This is a genomic window from Flavobacterium nitrogenifigens (assembly GCF_003254565.1).
GTDB lineage: Bacteria > Bacteroidota > Bacteroidia > Flavobacteriales > Flavobacteriaceae > Flavobacterium > Flavobacterium nitrogenifigens.
This window is the reverse complement of record NZ_QJRI01000174.1, coordinates 1-22,897: the sequence shown is the minus strand read 5'-3', so window position 1 is coordinate 22,897 and position 22,897 is coordinate 1. Positions and strand designations below refer to the sequence as shown.

Annotated in this window: 11 protein-coding genes; 9 read left to right on the top strand and 2 right to left on the bottom strand. The window is 35.4% G+C overall.

From position 1 onward, the window contains the following. The first annotated feature begins 63 nt into the window (after positions 1-63). From DM397_RS11150 to DM397_RS11125, 6 genes are all read left to right on the top strand, one after another. The gene (locus DM397_RS11150; protein WP_111377614.1) at positions 64-1,542 is read left to right on the top strand and encodes an SGNH/GDSL hydrolase family protein; all 1,479 of its coding nucleotides are present in this window, start codon (positions 64-66) and stop codon (positions 1,540-1,542) included. 241 nt (positions 1,543-1,783) lie between these two features. After that, complete coding sequence (atpD, locus tag DM397_RS11145; protein ID WP_111377613.1) at positions 1,784-3,295, top strand: F0F1 ATP synthase subunit beta; 1,512 nt, start codon at positions 1,784-1,786, stop codon at positions 3,293-3,295. Between the two features lie 96 nt (positions 3,296-3,391). Next, positions 3,392-3,673 (top strand): FoF1 ATP synthase subunit delta/epsilon, encoded by a 282-nt coding sequence (locus DM397_RS11140; protein ID WP_111368086.1) that lies wholly within the window; start codon positions 3,392-3,394, stop codon positions 3,671-3,673. Between the two features lie 63 nt (positions 3,674-3,736). Further along, a complete protein-coding gene (locus tag DM397_RS11135) occupies positions 3,737-4,267 on the top strand; it encodes a hypothetical protein (protein WP_111377612.1) in 531 nt (176 codons plus the stop codon). Positions 4,268-4,436: 169 nt separating this feature from the next. Beyond that, positions 4,437-5,075 (top strand): NAD(P)-dependent oxidoreductase, encoded by a 639-nt coding sequence (locus DM397_RS11130; protein WP_111377611.1) that lies wholly within the window; start codon positions 4,437-4,439, stop codon positions 5,073-5,075. Between the two features lie 72 nt (positions 5,076-5,147). Continuing rightward, positions 5,148-6,284 (top strand): aminotransferase class I/II-fold pyridoxal phosphate-dependent enzyme, encoded by a 1,137-nt coding sequence (locus DM397_RS11125; protein ID WP_111377610.1) that lies wholly within the window; start codon positions 5,148-5,150, stop codon positions 6,282-6,284. 148 nt (positions 6,285-6,432) lie between these two features. Here the strand turns inward: DM397_RS11125 and DM397_RS11120 are convergent, their stop codons facing one another. Next, positions 6,433-10,707 carry an Ig-like domain-containing protein gene (locus DM397_RS11120; protein ID WP_111377609.1) on the bottom strand — a complete coding sequence of 1,425 codons (4,275 nt, stop codon included), beginning with the start codon at positions 10,705-10,707 and terminating at the stop codon, positions 6,433-6,435. 410 nt (positions 10,708-11,117) lie between these two features. Next, on the bottom strand, positions 11,118-11,600 hold the full coding sequence (locus tag DM397_RS11115) for a regulatory protein RecX (RefSeq protein WP_111377608.1): 483 nt from the start codon (positions 11,598-11,600) through the stop codon (positions 11,118-11,120). Positions 11,601-11,883: 283 nt separating this feature from the next. Here DM397_RS11115 and DM397_RS11110 point away from each other — a divergent pair, with 283 nt between their 5' ends. From DM397_RS11110 to DM397_RS11100, 3 genes are all read left to right on the top strand, one after another. Continuing rightward, positions 11,884-16,752 carry a T9SS sorting signal type C domain-containing protein gene (locus tag DM397_RS11110; protein WP_162615482.1) on the top strand — a complete coding sequence of 1,623 codons (4,869 nt, stop codon included), beginning with the start codon at positions 11,884-11,886 and terminating at the stop codon, positions 16,750-16,752. 158 nt (positions 16,753-16,910) lie between these two features. Then, entirely contained in the window at positions 16,911-20,762 is a 3,852-nt protein-coding gene (locus DM397_RS11105) for a T9SS sorting signal type C domain-containing protein (protein ID WP_111377606.1), read from the top strand. Positions 20,763-21,193: 431 nt separating this feature from the next. Continuing rightward, positions 21,194-22,897: glycine-rich domain-containing protein (locus DM397_RS11100; RefSeq protein WP_111377605.1), on the top strand; the 1,704-nt coding region annotated here is incomplete at its 3' end.

Sequence of the window (22,897 nt, the reverse complement as noted above, 5' to 3'; positions counted from 1 at the left end):
AATTCATTGTTTATGTTTCTGAATGTTTAGTTCGGAAGCGGATAATTATAAAAATTATAAATTATGATAAAAAATTTCAAATGGCTTTTATTGGTTTCGTTAACCTTTATGGCTTGTAATAGTGATGATGATGTGGCTCCCGTAACAGAGTCGACAGATGGTAAGCCTTTGACTTCGGGAAGTGCTGATTTTTCGAAATATGTTGCTTTGGGGGATTCTTTTGCTGCTGGCTTTAGTGATAATGCTTTGTTTATTAAAGGGCAGCAAGGGGCGTATACTAATATAATTGCTCAGCAATTTGCTTTAATAACTAATGCGACTTTTAGTACTCCATTAACTAGTGATAATATAGGTGGGTTATTATTAGGTGGTAATATTATTAGTGGGCCACGTTTGTATTTTAATGGGAAAGTTCCTGTTCCTGTAGATGGAGTGCCAACTACAGAAGTTACCGCACATCTTTCGGGTGCTTTTAATAATTTAGGAGTTCCTGGTGCAAGAAGTTATCACTTAGTAGCTCCTGGTTATGGTAACGTGGCTGGAGTAGCAACAGGAAAAGCTAATCCGTATTTTGCAAGATTTGCAAGTTCTCCGAATACAACAGTTTTGGCCGACGCAATTGCGCAATCTCCTACTTTCTTTTCTTTATGGATTGGAGGAAATGATGTTTTAGGATATGCTACATCAGGAGGTACAGGGAAAGATCAAACAGGCAATATGGATCCGTCTACTTATTCAGGAAGCGATATTACAGATCCTACAGTTTTTAAAATGGTTTATTCCAATATAATAAATGGGTTAACGGCTAAAGGGGCAAAAGGTGTAATAGCAAACTTGCCAAATATTACGTCGTTGCCTTATTTTACAACTGTTCCGTATAATCCTGTAGGGTTAACAGCAGAGAAAGCAGCTCAATTAAATGCTGGATATGCAGCTTATAATGGAGGTTTGCAACAATTGAAGGCTTTAGGATTGATAAATGCTGATGAAGTTGCGAAAAGAACAATAAACTTTGTAGTGGGAAGTAATCCTGTGGTGATTGACGATAGTTATTTAACTAATCTTTCAGCTTATGGGCTTCCTTCGTACAGACAAGCGACAAAAGACGATTTAGTGGTTTTAACAGCGATGAATTTCATAGGGACACTTGTTGGAGAAGATCCATCAAAAGTTAATGGAGTCTCAGTGCCTTTGGCGGACAAATGGGTACTGACTAAAGATGAAATTGCAGAAGTGGCTAGAGCTACCAAATCTTACAATGAAACTATTGTGGAAGTAGCTACGGCTAAAAACTTAGCTATTTTAGATACAGAAGCTTTAATGAAGCAAATTGCAGGTGCTGGAATTACGGTTAATGGCTTTACAGTGAAATCTACATTTGTTACAGGAGGTGCGTTTTCTTTAGATGGGGTTCATCCCTCACCAAGAGGGTATGCTTTGATTGCTAATAAATTTATCGAAGCTATCAATGCTAAGTACGGATCAAATTTAAATGGAGTAAATATAGGCAACTATCCGGTTATGTTTCCTAAAGTGTTATAGTTATAATAAAGCCATTTTTTTTAGTAAAAAAGTCGCTCGTTTTAAAAATGTGGTGGCTTTTTTTATTATGTTAAAATTTGTTTTTTTAGTTATTTGAAATCCAACTTTTATGAATCAAACAAAATCATGCTATTTTTTATGAAAAAAAAATTGATTTTATATTTTAAAAAATTATCTTTGCGCTCTGAAAAAAGAGGTATTTTCGATAAACCTAAATAGCTATTTAATAAATACATAAGTAATGTCAAAAGTAATAGGAAAAGTTGCTCAAATCATTGGACCAGTAGTAGACGTAGTTTTCAACGGTAAAGATGTTGAACTTCCAAAAATTTATGATTCACTAGAAGTCACTAAAAAAGACGGAACTATCTTAGTTCTAGAAGTACAATCTCATATTGGTGAAAACACTGTTCGTACCATTTCTATGGACTCAACAGACGGTTTAAGCAGAGGATATGAAGTAGTTGGAACTGGAAGCCCAATCCAAATGCCAATCGGTCCAGATGTATATGGAAGATTATTTAATGTTGTTGGAGATGCCATTGACGGTTTAGGTGATTTGCCAAAATCTGGAGAGAATGGTTTGCCAATCCACAGACCAGCACCAAAATTTGAAGATTTATCAACTTCATCTGAAGTTTTATTTACAGGTATCAAAGTAATCGATTTGATCGAGCCTTACGCAAAAGGAGGTAAAATTGGATTGTTTGGTGGTGCTGGAGTAGGTAAAACAGTATTGATTCAGGAGTTGATCAACAATATTGCAAAAGGTCACGGTGGACTTTCAGTATTCGCTGGAGTAGGTGAAAGAACACGTGAAGGAAATGACTTACTTCGTGAGATGTTGGAGTCAGGAATTATTAAATACGGTGAAGATTTCATGCACTCTATGGAAAATGGAGGATGGGATTTATCTAAAGTAGATATGCCAGGAATGAGAGAGTCTAAAGCTACTTTCGTTTTCGGACAAATGAATGAGCCACCTGGAGCTCGTGCACGTGTGGCACTTTCAGGATTATCTATCGCTGAGTACTTCCGTGATGGAGCTGGATCAGACCAAGGTAAAGATGTATTATTCTTCGTTGATAATATCTTCCGTTTTACACAAGCAGGTTCTGAGGTATCAGCACTTTTAGGACGTATGCCATCTGCGGTAGGTTACCAACCAACATTAGCAACTGAGATGGGTGCAATGCAAGAGCGTATTACATCTACAAACAAAGGATCTATTACATCTGTACAAGCGGTTTACGTTCCTGCGGATGACTTAACTGACCCTGCGCCAGCTACAACTTTCGCGCACTTAGATGCAACAACTGTATTGTCTCGTAAAATTGCTGAGTTAGGTATCTATCCTGCGGTTGACCCGTTAGATTCTACTTCTAGAATCTTAACTCCTCAAATTTTAGGAAACGAGCACTACGACTGTGCACAAAGAGTAAAAGAAATTCTTCAAAAATACAAACAATTACAAGATATCATCGCGATCCTTGGTATGGAGGAGTTATCTGAAGAAGATAAACTTGCAGTAGCAAGAGCACGTCGTGTACAACGTTTCTTGTCTCAGCCATTCCACGTTGCAGAGCAATTTACAGGTATCCCAGGTGTATTAGTTGATATTAAAGATACTATCAAAGGATTTAACATGATCATCGATGGTGAGTTAGATCACCTTCCAGAAGCAGCTTTCAACTTGAAAGGTTCTATTCAAGATGCAATCGAAGCTGGAGAGAAAATGTTAGCTGAAGCATAATAATCAAGCAGAGCTTGATAAAATCAAAAAAATAAAAATTCCAAATTCCAAGATTGGGATTTGGAATTTTATAATTTGGAATTTTAAAAAACAGTTATGATTTTAGAAATAGTATCACCAGAAGCGAAATTATTTTCAGGAGAGGTAACATCGGTTACTTTACCAGGAGTTAACGGAAGCTTTCAGATTTTAAATCATCACGCCCCAATTGTTTCAATCTTAGAAGAGGGAACAATTAAAATTGCAGCTCCAAGCTTCAGTTTTTCTAAAGAGGCTGCTGATAAATTTACGAGAGTTAATGACCAAACTTATACTTTAGGGATTAAGTCAGGAACAATCGAAATGAAAAACAATAAGATAATTGTATTAGTAGACTAAGACAATTTCAAAATAAGCTGAAAAAGCCAGACAGTATTGTCTGGCTTTTTTTATTTTTGAGGCATGGAAGAAAAAACAGAGAATGAAATTTCGATTTTTGTAGGAAAACGAGCTTGGTACGAACTATTACTGGCATCAGTGTTTTTTGGAGCTTTTATTTATATGATCCTTTTGTTTGTGTATTTTGCTTTTATTGAAGTATCGGTTAAAATAGCGATTAGGGCTTTCGTAGTGTTTCTTTTGTGTGGGACATATTGCTTGGTTTACGGTTTTAAATTTTCTGCAACTAAAAATATGCTGGTAAATTTGAAGACCAACACTATAATTTCGAGGTATATTGTTGGGCCATTTTCATATGATGTGAAATTGAAGGCAACAGAATTTGAATATGTTTCTTTTTTCGAAGATAGATATGGTGAGTTTGGAACAAAACTTTGGTATGTCAAAAATAGGCACTATGAAATGTACAGTTTTGAAGATAAAGAATCTGCATTTCAATTCTCTCTAAACCTTTCGAATAAGCTCAATATTGATTTACTTGATGCCACTGAAAAAGGAAATTTTAAATGGGTAGAGAAAGAAAAAATACAATAAATTGTAAGTCAGGCATTTTGTCTGACTTTTTTATTTTATTACTTTTGAAGTATCAAAATCTCTTTATAAAATATTTGATCGATTGTAAAAGCTCAGTAAGCTTTTGCGCTTTGTTTCATCTAGAATGATGGAACATAACTTTTTATGTCAAATTTTATAAAGAATATATATGAAAAATATATCAAAAGTTGCTGTTCTTGGCGGTGGCGGAAGAACAGGAAAATATTTAGTAAACCAATTACTAGAAAGCGGATTTAGTATAAAACTTTTACTAAGAAATCCGGACAATTTTACCATTAAGGATTCAAAAATAGAAATCATCAAAGGCGATGCAGTCAATAGTGATTCCATAAATTTATTAGTCAGAGATTGTCAGGCTGTGATCTGTACTATTGGTCAAAGACTAGGTGAGCCCATGGTTGCGAGTCAAGCAACAAAGAATGTTTTAAATGCTATGGATGCATATGGAATTAAAAGGTATGTTCTTCTTGCGGGATTGAATATAGATACTCCATTTGATAAAAAAAGTGTAAAAACAGTGATGGCAACCGATTGGATGAAAACTAATTTTCCTGAAATCCAGAAAGACCGACAATTCACTTATGATCTTCTAAAGGATAGTAAGGTTGACTGGACGCAGGTTCGTGTTCCCTTAATTGTTTTTTCTGATGGTAGTGATGAAATTTCTGTAAGTCTTGAAGATTGTTTGGGTGATAAAATTACTGCATTGGATATCTCGAAATTTCTTGTAAAAGAGATGGTGGAATCAAATTATGTTAGACAATCACCATTTATTAGCGCAGTTTAATTTTAGAAAAACGGTGGGTTGCATATAATCCGCCGTTTATTTTATTCTATAGGAAATGCCTAACTTTGTCTTATGGATCTGCCTGAAAATATTAAACGTAAAATAGAAAGCTGTAAGCAGGGAAATCTGTTTAGAAAATTGCCTGTATTTAATAATCTGATCGATTTCTCCTCTAATGATTACATCGGATTTTCTCAATCAGAAACTATTTACAAGCACACTCACGCTTATTTATTAGAAAATGAGATTTTTCAAAATGGAGCCACAGGTTCTAGATTGAGTACAGGAAACCATTCGCTATATCAAATAGCGGAAAGTTTTATAGCACAATTTCATGAGGCAGAATCGGCTTTAATATTTAATTCGGGCTACAATGCCAATCTAGGATTTTTTAGCGCTATACCGCAAGAAAATGATGTTGTTTTGTATGATGAATTATGTCATGCTTCTATAAAAGATGGAATCGCAATGTCTAAAGCAAAATCCTATTCCTTCATTCATAATGATTTTGAAGATTTGGCAAAGTATATTCTTGAATTTCCAAATGCAACAATTTACATTGTAACAGAGACTGTCTTTTCTATGGATGGTGATAGTTCAAATTTAGAAGAATTAGTGCAACTTTCCGAAAAGTACAATTGTTATTTGGTTGTCGATGAAGCTCATGCTTTGGGTGTTTTTGGAGAAAAAGGAGAAGGACTGACTCAGTATTTACAATTGCATGACAAAATCTTTGCGCGAATTGTAACTTTTGGAAAAGCTCTAGGTTGCCAAGGGGCGGCAGTTTTAGGAAGTATTGAGCTTAAAGATTATCTAATTAATTTTGCTCGAAGTTTTATCTACACTACTGCTTTGTCTCCCCATGCTGTTGCGACAATTTTTATGGCTTATCAGCAGTTAGAAATCGAAAAACAGGCTATTGAAAAGCTTCGTCAGAATATTATATTTTTCAATCAACAGAAAAATTTGTTAGGATTAAAACCCATGTTTGTCCATAGTAAATCTCCTATACATTCTGCCATTGTTCCAGGAAACAAAAGAGTAAAAGAATTGTCAGAGCGACTTCAAGAAAAAGGATTCGATGTGCAGTCTATTCTTTCTCCGATTGTTCCAGAAGGTCAGGAGCGACTACGTTTTTGTATTCATAGTTATAATTCGCAAGAAGAAATTAGTCAAATTTTGGAATTAGTTAGAGATTTTGTGTTTTGATTATAATTATTAGAAAAGAATAAAAACAATGAGAGGCTGTCTCGACTTTTCGAGACAGCCTCTTATTTATTCGGTAGCTATTGGAGAAATTTTCTATTTATGCTATTTCTACAACTTGATTTTGCTTTTGATACAGCTTCTTTTATTATTAATTAAATAAGATTTTCCTTGTAACTGCGTGATCATTTTCAAGAATTGTTTTTACCAATAAAACCTGATTGCTAGAATGTAAGTTAGCAACCTCTAATTCTTTTGCTTCAATTTTGTTTTTGCTGTAAAGCAATTGTCCGCCAATCGTATAGATTTGAACTTCTTTAATGTTTTCAACTCCGCTGGTCACGTTGATTACTTTTGATTTTACAGCAACTAAAATTCCATCTTTTACATTCTCAAAATCATCTGTGTTTAACGTTTTATTTGTGTAGCGAAGAACGAAACGATTTGAGTAAGTTCCTGTTCCACTCGAAAAAGTATAATTTTCTTTGCGCAAGTCTGTTATTGTGCCAGTAACTTTGTCTTCTAGATAAACAGGCTGAGTAGTAAAAAATCCGTCTGCATGATCTATTGAAATAGTAAGATCGCCTACAAAAGTGCTTTTGTAACCCAGCTGAACAATATCTGCATCATCAAAAGGTAAAGCGCGACCTTGAATAGTCAGTTTTTTAGTTTCGTTAATACTAAAAAAGTCTATATAAGAGTTGCTTGCCAATGTGATAGCATCAAAATTAGGATCTATACTGTTAGTTGCTCCAGTTGCATATCCAATTAACATTTGTTTGAATGCATAGTCATTATTTGACAAATTCAGCCATAAACGATTTTTTTCTATTTTGTTCGTTTTTGAAGTCGCTTTAAAGAATGATGTGTTCTGTGCATTGACTCTTTGACTGTTTGAAAAAACTATAGAGCTTACTTTTGGCTGGATAAAAAAACCTTGTCCAGTGCCAATGTAGCCACTAGGTACTGTTCCTTTTGGAGATGGTCTGGTTTCTCCCATCAAAGAAAAAACAGCATAATCTGAGCCACTATATCTGTAGGTAGTGGTTCCCTCGATTAATTTAGGAGGAGTATTATGCGACCAAAAATACAATGCCCCAACATCACCATTTTGAGTAATAAATTCTTCGGCATCGATAGAAGAAGGATAAGGGTTACCTACTAAATTCCATTTGTCAGCAACAAGCGGTACTGGAATATCTCCATTATTTGGAGTTCCCGTAAATTTTGCCGTAAAATCTGCCGGAATGTTTATATCATATGTTTGGGGCGCTCTGATACTATATCCTTTGCCAGGTTCCATGGGTAATATTCCATTAGGGCTAACTTCCCATTTTCCGAGCGAAGCATTCCAAGTGTAATATTTGTCATATAAAGTCTGCGGAGAAAGACTGTTCATTGTATAGCTCGTATTGTTTACAGGCACCGACCAAAATGTAACATCATAACGTGCCACATTGATTGTTCTTTGAGCTTCAAAGGCTTGTGAGCTTCCTGTAAACATGTCTTTGCTTGTAGAAGTTTGAAGCAATGATCCTCCATCTAAAATTAGCAGCTTTCCTTGTCCAAAAACATTTATATTTTCGTCAACAGTTAGCGTAACATCTTTTTTAACGGTTAAGGTCACGCCATCATTAATTGTACACGAACAAACAGCAAGATCTGAATTTAATTCTGTATTTGCATTTATTACTACAGAGCTGCCATTCGGAATAGTTCCTGTGCCGTTGTAGGTTGTTATAATTTTAATAAAATTCAAATTTAGTCTTGCGCTTAGTTTGTAATCTTTTAAGCGAATTTCAACTTTAGAATTTTTGCCTAGAACTCTCGGGGTGGTTAATATATTGTTTGCAGGAGCATTGTCGTTAATGTTTCCTGGTGATGTATAAACTGGAGAAGTAGCATTTTCGTCATCAATGAAAATTTGTACTTGGTCATCGCAGTTTGTAATTTGTATCTGGTATGTTCCGCAAGGAAATCCTTGTCTTTTATAAACCAAAGTAAAGTAATCTTGAGGCACGGGAGCTCCTTGCCATCCAGATGCAGCAGGATTAAAAGAAGGTGATTCTGCAAGAGCAAATGAATCTGTTGTATTAATATTTACTGGATTTACGCTATAATACCCGGCATAACTTCCTTGGGGAATGGTAAAATTATTTCCATTATCCGCAGTAGTGAATCCGTACACTTTCCACAAATTATCGCCAAATGGATAAGGTACTGTATTGCTTCCAGCTATTAGGCCCATTGAAAATTGTATTCTAGAATCGGTTGTTTTTTCGTAGTATTCTAAGTCAAAAGTATATTCTACGCCAGCTGTTAATTCCATATTTATGGCCTTTTGAGAGTAATTTACACCAGACCATTGATCGATTATTTTCGTTGTTCCAGAGGCAGTAGTTAAATACAAACGATAATAATCATCGCCTCCAACGGTAATATTGTAAGTCCCTGTTACATCAACTTTTGTTTTCATTTTATAACGAACAAAAAAATAGTCCGAAGGAGATTCACATAACTGCGGATTTACGCCGGTAACAGTTCCTTGTATAACATCGCGATTAAATAGTTTGTTTTCTTCAACTTGTCCGATATAGGTCATGTTTGAAATCGGAATGGTAGTAGGCGTTGCAGGATTTGGGTCTGCAGATGGTGGTAAAGTTGTTGATTTATACACATATCCGATCCATTTATTATCTCCGTATTTAATTTGGTCACCTGGATTACAAACAGGTGCTGTAGCATTAACAGTTACAGTAGCAGAAGAATAATTAGAATTAGTGTTTTTAAGAGTGTATGTAAATGTTGCAGATCCAGTAAAATTTGCTGCAGGTGTAAAGGTGATATTGTTAAGACCGTTTACAGTTACAGTGCCATTACTCGGTTGTGTTACCGTTATGGATTCTAAAGGATAGCCGCCAATAACATCATTGTCTAGAATAGGGACTGTTACAGCCTGATTTGATGGTGTCGAAATAAAATCATTCTTTGCCGTTAAAGTAAAAACATCGTCGATGGTTCCTGTGATTACTGGACCTTCGGGACTTCCGTTTCCATTTTTTATATCAAAAGAACTATTAGGAGTATTGTTTGCATAAACATAAAATCTAATGTACAATGTTTCTCCAGGCAATAAGGTGTTTAAGCCTGGCGCAATATTATTGGTTAATGATGTCCATGACGAGGGAGTATTACTGTCTGGAATTAAAATCTGCGCACCACTGGTAAAATCTGGATTCTTAGAATACTTTACAAGAAATTTTTGATTCTTTCCTCGGTAAGTAAAATTAAATTGTTTAAGATTTAATTTGTGTTTAGAATCGGGTGCGATTTTAAATTGAATGTATTTCGTTTCATCTGCTTTATCTACAACATTAGGATTACTAGGAGAAGCAGGCCAGCCGCTCGTTTGAAAAAAGGCATTATTTTGGTTTTGAAATGTATAATCTAAACTTATGTTAGTGCCCGCCTTTGTAATTGGAGAGTTCGGGTCTACATATTGTTTGGTTACGGGATTAAAAGTGTCATCGGCTCCATTCCAAAGCGATAAAAAATCAGTTGTGTCTTGATTTACGGTTACTTTTATGGTTCCTGTAGATGTTTCTGTTGCATTTGAGATGGTGTAGTTGAAAACAGAAGTGCCAATAAAACCCGAAGCAGGATTAAAAGTTATAGTCTTATCAGGATTAATTATCGCAGTTCCTTCAGCTGCAGACGGAGGTATAGAAATAACCAAAGTGTTTACGTTGGCTTTGTTTACGTCATTGCTTAACGGATTTATATTAACTGCTACATCTTTTGTAGTGGTAACGTAATCGTTGATGGCTAATATTTTGGTGGAGTCAAAGCTTAAGACTTCACCATTGATTGTAGGTACAATATTTCCGCTTCCCGTTCTAATTTGGAATTCGTTATTAGTGTAATAGGCATAAATTCTAACATAGACTTTTTCAGTAGGTAAAACAGGGTTTATTTCTTCAGAAAAATTCAATGTGTATTGTATCCAATTACTCGTAACTGCTGTTGCTGTTAGAAGATTAAAAACACCAGATGAGAAATCAGATTGTTTGGAATATTTAATTGTATATTTTTGAGAACCTGGAGATTTACATTCAAAAGAGAATGTGTTTAAATTTACTTTGTTTCCTGTTTTAGGCCACAGGACAAATTGCAAATACTTTGTCGGATCATATTGGCCACCCTTGCTTGTAGATGTTGGCCAACCACTACTCTCAAAAAAAGTATTAGCAGCATTGGTAGAGTTATAGATATTAGTTACCGTTGCTGATAAATCAGAAGCGTTAATTGTTCCTATAGGAACAGGAGCAAATCTATTGCCAGAATTTGTCGCATCCCATTTTACTAAATCAGTTTGTGCAAATCCAAAAAAAGGCAATAATAAGAATAAAAGTAGAGTTTTTTTCATGTTAAATGTTTTTTTATCAATTTGTTATACTGGTGAAGGACTTCTGTGTATAAACAAAGGTATATACATTTACGAGCCGAAACTTGGCGCGGTTTTGAGAACACCGATATAATCGATGAACAAAAAAAATACTCGATGTGGTACATTAAAAATTTTAATATCATACAATTTTTCTTATAAAAAACCTGTTTTTATTGTAAGAATAATTGTGATAAATTAAATTTTTAAAGGCTGATTTTTAGGGATTTAGATTAAAAAACGTCTGATCAGCTATAAATTGTAAAAAAAAGGAATATTTTACAACCTAAAATTGTTTTCTTTTTGTAAGTGGTCGAAGACGATTTTGAATGGAAATGCTAGGACTTAAACTCGATGAAAAAAGACATTTTTTTTGAGATTAAGAATAAAATTTATTCCTCTTCTAATTCTTTTGCTTTTTCGTAAACCAAATTACTTTCATAGCCTCTTCGCAGCAAATAGTCGCAGAACTTTTTGCGCTTTTTAAGAATATTAGTTTCCGAAATACTATTCCAACATCTTTCAGCTAGATTTTCAAATGTTTCATAATATTCTTCAGCAGAAATTTCTTTTAATGCTAGGGTAATATTTGTTGTAGAGATGTTTCTTGCTTTAAGCTCATTTGTAATTCTGATTTTGCCCCAATGTTTAATTCTGTGTTTTCCTCTAGCGAAGCTACAAGCAAAACGCGTTTCGTTAAGAAAATTTCCCTCAATAAGCTGTACGACAATACTGTCAATCTCATCACCAGTCATTTTTAGGCTGTATAATTTGGCCACTACTTCGTCATGACAGCGTTCTTGATAAGCACAAAAATGCTCTAACTTTTGTAAAGCTTCTTTGATGGTGAAAGTAGTTTTTGTCGGCTTTTTCATTCGTTTTAACGTTTAGATTCTGCTTTGCTTATTTAGTTATAAATTAATTCTAAAATTTGTTAAGATTTTATAAAAAGAAATAAATTATAACCTTGTGTATTAGGCTAATTTAAATATTTTTGTACGGAATTTTAACATTTTGAAATTCCAGCTTAAAATGCCGGAATTTAACATTTTAGGGTTCAGTCAATTACCAAAAAGAAACATTAGTTTTTTGAAAGGAATTGGCTTTTTTGCTTTTAAGCAAACCAAAAACAAATTTAAAACAAATACCTGCTCTTATATGATGAGAAAATTACTTTACTCGTTTTTATTTTTCATTTCTTCTAAATCTTTTTCCAAAAGATCATTTACGCCAAGTTTAGGGTTGCTTTGTGTTGGGATGTTTTTTGTGGTTTCAAGTAATTATGGACAATGTAATTTTACAGGTTCACAACAATCTGGTTCTACCAAGTCCATAATTTATAACAGAGAATCGGTTTCAGGAACAGATATTGGTACTGTAACTTTTACAGGCGTACCTGTGGGGAGATATGTGGCAGTGAATGTTATTCAGGGATTAACATACACAATTAATGCTGTATCAAGCCCATCATCTTTTAGAGAACGAATTACACTTTTTAACTCAAGTAATACCTCTAACAATGTTGGAACAGCAGTCGAGCCTAACAATGGGAACGCGGGAGCTACCTATACAGATTGGTTAGCAACGTTTACGGGAACTTTATTTGTGAAAATTAACAATAACTCAGGATGTAGTTCAACCGGGAGTAATTCAACCATTACAGTGAGATACACAGGAGGGAGTAATAGTGTCGATCAACAAAATAGAGAAGGAAATGATTCATGGATTGCTCACGTTTATGATTTCTCCAGTTCGGTTGACCCAGATCCTATCACAGAAGCAAATGCCTTTACTAATTCTAGCTATTTGGGATATTTCACACAAGCAAATACTGTTACTGGAACTACGACTTCATTTAGTCAAGGGTATGGAGGAGCACTAACTCCTACTGTACCTTTTACCACAACGGGAATTTCTTCTCAGAACTTTTATGGAGAGACATTCGCCGTACGTTACAGAATGCGATCTACTTTACCAGCTGGTTGCTATTTTGTGAAAGTAAAGGGAGATGATGGAGTTAAACTTACTATAGATGGTGTTAAGGTTTTTGATGCATGGATGCTACAAGGTCCAACAGAATATACTAATGTATTAGTTTATCTGAATGGAAATAGTCAATTGGTATTGGATTATTATGATTATGATGAAGCTAATGTGACGGATTTTACTATTTATCCTGCCGACGACACGATAAATTCTGTGAATGCAATAAATACTGCAGGCCCTGTTTATCGTTGTGCAGGAAGTAATTCAGTTTTGGATGGTTCAACCATTACTTATCAAGGATCAAATACTAATCCATCCATTAAGTTTCAGTGGCAATCATCCCCGGATAACGCGACTTGGACAGATATTAATGGTGCAACAGGAGAGAATTACACGGTTTCAACTAACCCCAATGCAACAACCATGGTTTATTATAGGCGAAACGTGATAGGAGCAGCAACAAATGCATCATCTTGCATTTATAGTTCAGAATCAATTGCCGTAATAACAAGTAAAAATGTAAATGCTGGTACACCAAATTCTTTAGCAGCAACTAATATACTTTGTAGTCAGTTTACTGCTAATTGGGCTATCCTAGGTACAGCTTCTGGTTATTATTTAGATGTCTCTGCTAATAGTGCTTTTTCATCATTTGTTGCTGGATATAATAGTTTAGATGTGAGACTGGTAACTTCATACAATGTTACTGGATTAAATCCCAATACAACCTACTATTATAGACTAAGGGCATATAATAAATGTAGTGGTAGTATGCCTACTACCAATTCTACGACAATTTCAGCTACAACAGTTTCTCCTACAGCATCAATTAGCGGAAATATAGCAGTTTGTCAAAATGCTACATCACCAAACGTAATTTTTACAAATCCTCAATCTTTACCAGTTACTATTACATATAATATTAACGGAGGATCAAGTTCTACTATAAATGTAGCGGCAAGTTCGACAGCAAATATTTCCGCGCCAACCGCAGTTTCTGGAGTATTTACTTACAATCTAGTTAGCGTAGCATATCAGGCTGTTCCTGCTTGCACCCAAACTCTCACAGGGTCAGCAATAATAACAGTAAATCCGACAAGTATTGGCGGTACATTATCAGGAAGTATTGTAGGATGTACTGCTTCAAACGGTACAACTTTTACATTAACAGGGAATGTAGGTAATGTGGTACAATGGGAATCATCAACTGATAACTTTAATACTCCTGGTATAATAATTGCAAATACAATGACTAACTTATCCGTTTCTAATGTTAGCGTTACAACTTATTATCGAGCAGTAGTAAAAAGTGGAGGTTGTTCTATTGCCTATTCATCGATAGGATCTATAATAACAGGGAAAGTGACTGCTACAGCAGCTACTCTACCAGTATGTAATGGTTTTACTGCCAATTGGAATAAGGTACCAGGTGCAACTACTTATTTGTTAGATGTTTCAACCTCAAATACTTTCAGTCCTTTTGTTCCTGGTTTTAATGGTAAAGATGTTGGAGACATTTCTTCCTTTACAGTAACAAATCTTTTGCCGAATGTAACATATTATTATAGAATTCACCCTATTTATTCTTGTGGAGTGTACGCCGTTGCATCTAATGTGATTTCAGTTACAACAGCAGCATTGCCTACAGTTGCAGCAATAGGAGGTGGTGCTAACTCTGTTTGTATTGGCGCTTCAACTCCTGCTTTTACAAATAGTACTAGCGGAGGAACGTGGTCGATAACGAATGTTACAGGTGACGCAAGTATTACTACAGGGGGCGTTGTTACAGGCGTAGCTTCAGGAACGGTGACGGTTGGCTATACTATTACAAATGGTTCATGCTCAAATACTGTTACGAAATCGTTGATAATTAATCCAACCAATACGGTTTCATTAACTTCAGCTATAGGCACTAATGCGCAGACAGTATGTGAGAATACTGCGATTACTAATATTAGTTATGCTACAACTGGAGCAACAGGAGCCACTGTTACAGGACTTCCTGCAGGGGTTATAGGAGACTGGTCCGGAAATGTTGTGACGATAAGTGGAACTCCGACAGCAAGTTCAGGAAGCCCATTTAATTATACAGTAACATTGAATGGCGGATGCGGAAATGTTTTCGCTGCAGGAACAATAACAGTTAATCCAGCACCTGCAACCCCATCAATCACAAAAAACAACGATGCATCTTGTAGCAGTTTAGGAAGTATAACAATAACTGGTTTATCAGGAAACTGGACAATCAACCAAACTGGTGATATGGGGGCTAGACCATTTAATGGCACATCTTCCAATTTTTCTATCCAAGATTTGACAGCAGGAACGCATTACTTTACTGTAACAAATAGTACGACAGGTTGTACTTCAGGTATAGCAACTGTTAAGATAAATGACACCACTGTTGATACAGAGTGGGACGGTTCGGGATGGACAAACGGTTCACCAGATGGAAACAAGAGGGTTACGATTTCTAGTATTGGATCAGTTCAGCCGTTTAGTGCTCTTGCTCAAACAAACATAGATGCTTGTTCTTTAATTATTACTGCCGGATCTGATGTAATTATTCCATCAGGAGTAACATTAACAGTTACAAATGCAATAAATAGTAATGGCAAATTGGTGTTTGAAAGCGGTTCGAGTTTATTGCAAGGTAAGGATGCAGTAAATACGGGTGATATTGTATACAAAAGAGCGGTTAGCCTTAGCCGTTATGATGTAGTATATTGGTCAATGCCTGTTACAAAAGCAGGTTTTACTATGCACGATTTTTCTCCAAATACGCTATATGATAAATATTTTTACTGGGATGAACTTAATGGTAAATGGGTATATGATATAAACGGGAAGGAGCCTATGAGAGTTGGAGAAGGTTATAACATTAGAGCTCCACAGGACCACAGTATAACAAGTCCATCTATATTTACAGGAGTATTCACAGGAGTGCCAAACAATGGAGATATCAATGTTGCGGTAGAGCCAAACAAGTGGAATTTCTTGGGTAATCCATATCCTTCTGCGGTAGATGCTAGCGATTTAATTTTAGACACTAATAAAGATGTATTAGGTGCATTGTATTTCTGGACGCATAGTCAAGCTCCTCAAATTATTTCAGGAACCAATACTTATAGATATATAAGTTCAGATTATATTGTTTATAATGGAGTAGGATCTATACGAGTAAATAACCCTTCTGGTCCAACAAACGAATTTAAAGGTAATATTGCGGCAGGACAGGGTTTCTTTGCAATGCCAACAGTGTCTCAAATAAAGTTTAATAACGATCTTCGTAAAGGAAGCTCAGAAAACACACAATTTTATAAAACAGCTAAAACTAAGAAAATTGAAAAAAATCGTCTTTGGCTAAATGCTACGAATTCGCAAGGAGCTTTTAAACAAATGCTGATTGGTTACATGGAAGGAGCCACAAATGATATTGATATAAGCTATGATGCGATTACAATGGGAAGCAACTCTTATGTTGATTTATATAGCATTAACAATACTAAAAGATTAACGATCCAAGGTCGTGCACTTCCTTTTGATAATACAGAAGTAATTCCTTTAGGATTCAAATGTGGTGTCGATGCTACTGGAGATCGTAATTTTACAATTTCTATTGACCATGCAGATGGTTTCTTTGCAACTCAGGAAGTTTATTTAGAAGATAAAGCATTAGGAATTATAACAGATTTGCGTAAAGAGAATTATACTTTTACAAGTGGAACAGGAACTTACTCAAATCGTTTTGCTCTTCGCTATACCAATAAAGCTTTAGGGAATGATGATTTTGAAAATCTTGAAAATAACATTTTAGTTTCAGTTAAAGACAAAATAATAAATGTTATCTCTTCTAAAGAAACAATTAAAGAAATAAGTGTTTATAACATTGGTGCGGAGTTATTATATAGTAATACCAAAGTGAATGCTTCGGAACTACAAATTAAAAACTTGCATTCTAGTGATCAAGTGCTATTGGTAAATATAACTTTAGAGAACGGACATGCATTCACCAAGAAAATTATTTTTTCTAATTTGTAGAAATATAAAGTAGAATAATATATGAGGCTGTCTCGAAAACTTTTGAGACAGCCTCTTTTTTATGCACACCAATATCCCTAAATCTTGGTATTGTGCACCATTTTACAACTTTGTAATTTTAGCTTAATTCTTACAATATTAATTTAAATTGCATTGTTTTGATTAGAAATTTATTCTATTGTGTATTCCTGTTTTTACATTTGCCAGATTCAATACTTTTAGCACAGCAGGGAAAAGTTGACCAAACATTTAATGTATTTGATGACGGACGGTATGGAGACGGCTTTGATTGGGCAGTACGAACTCTTCTTTTACAAAAAGATGGAAACTTAATTGTTGGTGGAGATTTCCTAAGTTTAAATGGATCTCCCGTTTCTTATCTTACTCGTTTAAATCCAAACGGCTCAATAGATGAAAGCTTTGATACGGGAACTGGTTTTAATGGCAAAATTTATGCGTCATATTTGCAGCCAGATGGGAAAATTATTTTGGGTGGAAGTTTTACAATCTACAACGGTATTAATGCAGGAAGACTGATTCGTTTAAACCCTGACGGATCTTATGATGATACCTTTAATACTACGATAGGAGCGACGGCTGGAATTGTTTACGACATTGCAATGCAGTCTGATGGTAAAATTATAATTGTTGGAAGTTTTACAAAATATGCAAATACTACAGTAAACCGAGTGGCGCGTTTATTTTCAAATGGAATGCTTGATTCTTCTTTTTTGACTGGTTCTGGTTCGGCATTAAACATAACACATGCTAGGATTACAACTGATGAAAAAATAATTCTTACTGGAACTTTTATCACATTCAATGGAACTTCAGCAAATAGAATTGTACGTTTAAATAGTAACGGAAGTTTAGATTCTACATTTAATAGCGGTACTGGATTCAATGATGATGTTAATGCGATTGGACTGCAACCTGATGGGAAAATGATTATAGGTGGAAATTTTACTGAATTTAATGATGTGATGGCCAATCGGCTTATTCGTTTGAATGTTGACGGAACAAAAGATGAAAGTTTTCAAACAGGCTCAGGTTTTAGCAAAGAAGGAGTTCAGACTATCAAAATTGATTCGAATGGAGATGTAATGGTCGGAGGATCTTTTACGGGTTCGTATTGTAATAATGATGTGAATCGGCTAGTTTTTCTTAATTCAGACGGAACCTTGAAAACTGATTTTGATATTGGTTCTGGGCCAGCTTCAGCGGCTGTCCTAAGTTTAGAATTTGACGAAGATGGTTCTTGGTTTATTGGAGGTTCGTTTTCTGTTTTTAATGGACAAAATCAGGGGAAATTAGCTAAAATTAGTGGTGATGGCGAACATGATATCGGGTATTTATCTTCGGGTATTGGCTTCGATAATTCTGTTTTAAGCATTTTGCCTCTTCGAAATCAGAAAACTATTATTGGCGGAAAGTTTAATAAATTTAATGGAAAGTCAATATCAAAGCTAACTTGCCTTTTGGAGGACGGTTCTACCGACGAATCTTTTAATGATGGAAATTCTGGTGTAAATAACTTTGTAAAAACAGCAGTGCAGCAAGAAGATGGAAAAATAATTATTGGCGGTAATTTTACAAAATACAATAATATACCCAACAATAGGATTGTTAGGATTTTATCCAATGGAGAGATTGATACATTATTTAATAGCGGTGATGGATTTAATGGACAGGTTTACACAATTGTGGTTCAGTCAGATCGAAAGATAATTGCTGCAGGGGCATTCGCAAAATATAATGGATCAACTTTGAATGCCAACAGAATTGCAAGACTGCTTCCAGATGGAACAAAAGATAACGATTTTAATACGGGTTCTGGTGCTGATGGGGTTGTTGAAAGTATAGTACTGCAACCAGACGGAAAAATTCTTCTTGGAGGCCATTTTAAAACGTTTAACGGGCAGTCTTTTTCGGGGTTGGTTCGCTTAAATGCTGATGGGAGTATTGATTCTAGTTTTAATATCAGAACTGGTTTTGATAAATATGTTTATGCAATCGCACTTCAGTCAGATCAAAAGATTATTGTTGGCGGTTCATTTTTAACCTTTGATGGGATTTCCCAAAAAAGAATAATTAGACTGAACACAGATGGAAGTCTTGATGCAACATTTGAATCTGGGACAGGATTTAGTAAAGGGGATGTACGCTCCATTTTAGTTCAGCCAGATGACCGAATTTTGGTTGGGGGCGCCTTTTCAGGTACATATAAAAATACCACAGCTTCCAGACTTATTAGATTGATGCCTTCTGGTGCTATTGATAATTCTTTTACTGCGCCTCTAAATAATACTCTTTTTGATATGAAATTTACGGAGGATTATAAATTGCTTATTGGAGGTAATTTTAATTTGGTTTCTGGTATTTCAAAGCATAGAATTGTCCGTTTAAAACTCTGCGTGAATACGACGGTTTGGAATGGAATTTCATGGTCAAATGGTCCGCCTTCAGCAGGAAAAGATGTATATTTTAAAGAAAATTTTCCCCAATTAAGCACTACTGCCGTTTGTGGTTGCAATATTGATGAGGGTAAGACTGTTACCTTGTTAGAAAATAATACTCTCGCAATAGAGTTTGCATATACTGGTTCCGGAACTTTGGTCTTAGAAGATACGGCAAGTTTATATCAGTCAGACGATGATATGGTAAATACGGGTGTTATCCATTTAACGCGAAGAACAAGTCCAGTGATTCGCTACGATATCACCTATTGGTCTTCGGCCGTTGGTAATCAAAAAATGAGTGATTTTTCGCCCAATACCCTTGGAGATAAATACTATTGGTACGATCCCATTTCTCATTGGGTTATAAACTATAACGGAACGATGACTATGATTCCTGGACAGGGTTATAGTATTAGGGCACCACAGAATTATTCAATTACAGATAGAGCGATTTTTGAAGGAGTTTTTAAGGGAATTCCAAATAACGGAAAGATTAATGCTGAACTAAAAATGAAGGATCGCTATTATTTAATTGGAAATCCATATCCATCTGCTATAAATGCTGATCTTTTTATAAAAGCCAATTCCTCAAAAATACAAGGAGCACTTTATTTTTGGACGCATGGTACACCACCTGTAAATGGCAAATACTCGGCAAATGATTATGTTGTATATAATCTTTTAGGAGGTGTTGGAATAACTTCTACTCTAAATTCGACTAACTATATTACTTCACCAGATGGAATTATAGCTTCAGGACAAGGTTTTTTTATAAAAAGTAGTTCCGAAGGCTCCATAGAGTTTAATAACAGTATGAGAGTTAAAGCTCGTAATAACATTTTCTTTAAGCCTGCAAACTCTGAGGTTAAAGCAGAAATGGAAAGACTTCGATTCTGGCTAAATCTTTATAATAACGATGGAGCGTTTAAGCAGATTTTATTGGGTTATGCTAAAGAAGCTTCTAATGCTTTAGATGGTTATGATGCAGAATCCTTCGGTTCGGGTCAAGCAGTTGATCTCTATAGCGTTTTGGAAAGTAAAAAACTGATAATTCAGGGGAGGGCTCTACCTTTTTCAGAGGATGATTCGATTAAGTTGGGATATAGATCGGATATGAAAACTAATTTAACTCTAGAAATTGATCATCAGGATGACTTGTTTAGCGAAATCAATATTTTTTTGGTAGATAAAGCTTTGAACAAATATCATAATCTTTCTGAAAGTTCATATCATTTTAACTCAGAAGTGGGAACTTTTAGCAATCGTTTTTCAATAGTTTATGCTTATAAAGCTTTAGGGAATGAGGTTTTTGATGGGAGTTCTAAAAGTACTTTAGTATACGTTAAAAATCAAATAATAAATATTGAGTCTTTTAATGAAAACATTAGAGAGGTCATAATATTTGATCTTTCTGGAAATAAACTATATAAAAAAGATAAGTTTAATTCCAAAAAGATATTTATCGAGAATCTATTCTCTTCTCATCAGGTTTTACTGGTAAAGGTCATTTTTGAAAATGGCAAATCAACTTCCAAAAAAGTGATTTTTTAAAAATAGAATAAAATGAGTCCGTAATCCTTTTGTAATTTTTTGCAAAAGGATTTTTTATTTGACATATATTGTAATGTATTGATTTATAGTGTATTGATGTCATTTTAACAGTTTTTTCCTATTCTTCACGTTTTTGTTTGCAAACATGTTAAAATTGAGGCTTAGCATTACAATTTTAATTTTAATGTAAATAAAATCGTACCTTGTAGTGTGTTTCAATCGATTAAAAGCATAATAAATCGATTAAATGTTTTTGTAAGCCTTAACGGTTAAATTTTTTCTTCAAAACGGATAGTTTTAATAACTATCAATTATCTGCCTTACATTGATTGTAAAATTAGAGTGCTTCTTTTACTCCTGATATTGCTTGATTTTGCAATTAATCTTGTTTTGAGTTTGAATTCATTTTTCAATTACTAAAATAGCACAAGATGAAAAAAGATTTACTTACTGCGCTGAATTTCTTCAGTTTTTCAACTTTATTAACTTGCATTGGGAAACCATTAAATTTCAATTGGAGATTAAGATTTCTATTAATTTTATTCTTCTCAATTTTTTATACTACTTCCAAAGCACAAACTTTAGTACATTCGATTTCAACGAGTAATTCATCTTTTCCTCTCCCTGCAGGTATGGACGTTGTTACTGTAGAAGCTTGGGGTGCTGGAGGTGCCGGAGGCGCTGCAAATGTGACATTATTAGTTGGAAGGAGCGGCGGCGGCGGCGGCGGTGGAGCTTATGCAAAAGGAACAATTGCCACAACAGGATTATCTAATTTGAATGTTGTTGTAGGACCAACTAATACAGGAGGAACAGGTAATGGAGCCGCAGGTGGAGCATCGGGTGTAACAGTGCCTGGTGGTTCTGTCTATGCGCCAGGAGGTCTAGGGGGTAATGCAAATGTTGCAACGAATTCTAACCCAACTGGAGGAGCAGGAGGTACTGGAGCTACTGGGAATCTTTCTACTGCTAATGGTTCAAATGGGGATCCTGGTGGAAGTGCGGCAGTAGGTTTACTTCTTACTTCTGGTGCTGGAGGAAATGCTGGTAACTTTGGTCCTGGACTTGGAGGAGGGGGAGGAGCGGCAAGAAGCACTTTAATATTAGCGACAGATGCAGGAAGTGCAGGAAGTATATTCGGAGGAGGAGGAGGAGGAGCTATAAGTGCTTCTACTTTACAAAATGGAGGAACTGGCGCAAGAGGTCAGGTTAACATTACTTATACTTGCAAAACGTATAGTTTTAGTTCAATATCAGCACCAAATGTTTGCACAGCAACAGGTACAACTTCACTAGTGGTGCTTACAGGCACATCAACAACATTGCCTGCTGGCACATATACAGTGACTTATAATAGAAGCAGTCCAGCATTTACAGGTTTAACAGCAACGATGACGGTAGGATCCAATGGCGTAGGAAATTTTACAGCTGTTGGATTAAATGTTTTAGGAACTAGTACAATTACAGTTACTTCTTTGACTTCTGTAGACTGTACTTCTACAATATCTACAAATAATTCTGTGGACATTGTAGTAGGTGCACAGCCAACATTAACACTGGGCGCCACGACAGCTGTATGTGCAAATTCTAGTTTACAGAGCACGACACTGCCGTATAGCAATGCAACCAATACACCTTCTACTTATAGCATCACTTGGAATGCAAGTCCAGCAAATAGTTTTTTGCCAGTTACAAATGCAGGTTTAACGGCGAGTCCAATTAATATTCAAATACCTGCTAATACTCAAGCAGGTACTTATACTGGAAATTTAACAGTAGCGAATACGGCGGGATGTGTATCTTCAGTATATAGTTTTACAGTTACTGTAAATTCACTACCTGCAATTACGTTAGGCAGTATTGCTGGAGTGTGTGCAAGTGCAAATCTGCAAAATGTGACATTACCTTATACAGCTCCAACCAATGTACCAACGACTTATAGTATTGCTTGGAGCGCTAGTCCCATTAATAATTTTGTAGCAATTACAGATGCAAGCTTACCTGCTAACTCAATCAATATTGCAGTTCCAGCGGGAACAGCTGTGGGCACATATACAGGAACTCTAACCGTAAAAAATGCAAATGGGTGCATTTCGGCACCGACCAATTTTACAGTAGCCGTGAATCCTTTGCCG

Coding starts and splice junctions, on each gene's coding strand:
- atpD (WP_111377613.1), top strand. CDS start 1,784: ATGTCAAAAGTAATAGGAAAAGTTGCTCAAATCATTGGACCAGTAGTA.
- DM397_RS11115 (WP_111377608.1), bottom strand. CDS start 11,600: ATGAAAAAGCCGACAAAAACTACTTTCACCATCAAAGAAGCTTTACAA.
- DM397_RS11125 (WP_111377610.1), top strand. CDS start 5,148: ATGGATCTGCCTGAAAATATTAAACGTAAAATAGAAAGCTGTAAGCAG.
- DM397_RS11130 (WP_111377611.1), top strand. CDS start 4,437: ATGAAAAATATATCAAAAGTTGCTGTTCTTGGCGGTGGCGGAAGAACA.
- DM397_RS11120 (WP_111377609.1), bottom strand. CDS start 10,707: ATGAAAAAAACTCTACTTTTATTCTTATTATTGCCTTTTTTTGGATTT.
- DM397_RS11135 (WP_111377612.1), top strand. CDS start 3,737: ATGGAAGAAAAAACAGAGAATGAAATTTCGATTTTTGTAGGAAAACGA.
- DM397_RS11110 (WP_162615482.1), top strand. CDS start 11,884: ATGATGAGAAAATTACTTTACTCGTTTTTATTTTTCATTTCTTCTAAA.
- DM397_RS11150 (WP_111377614.1), top strand. CDS start 64: ATGATAAAAAATTTCAAATGGCTTTTATTGGTTTCGTTAACCTTTATG.
- DM397_RS11140 (WP_111368086.1), top strand. CDS start 3,392: ATGATTTTAGAAATAGTATCACCAGAAGCGAAATTATTTTCAGGAGAG.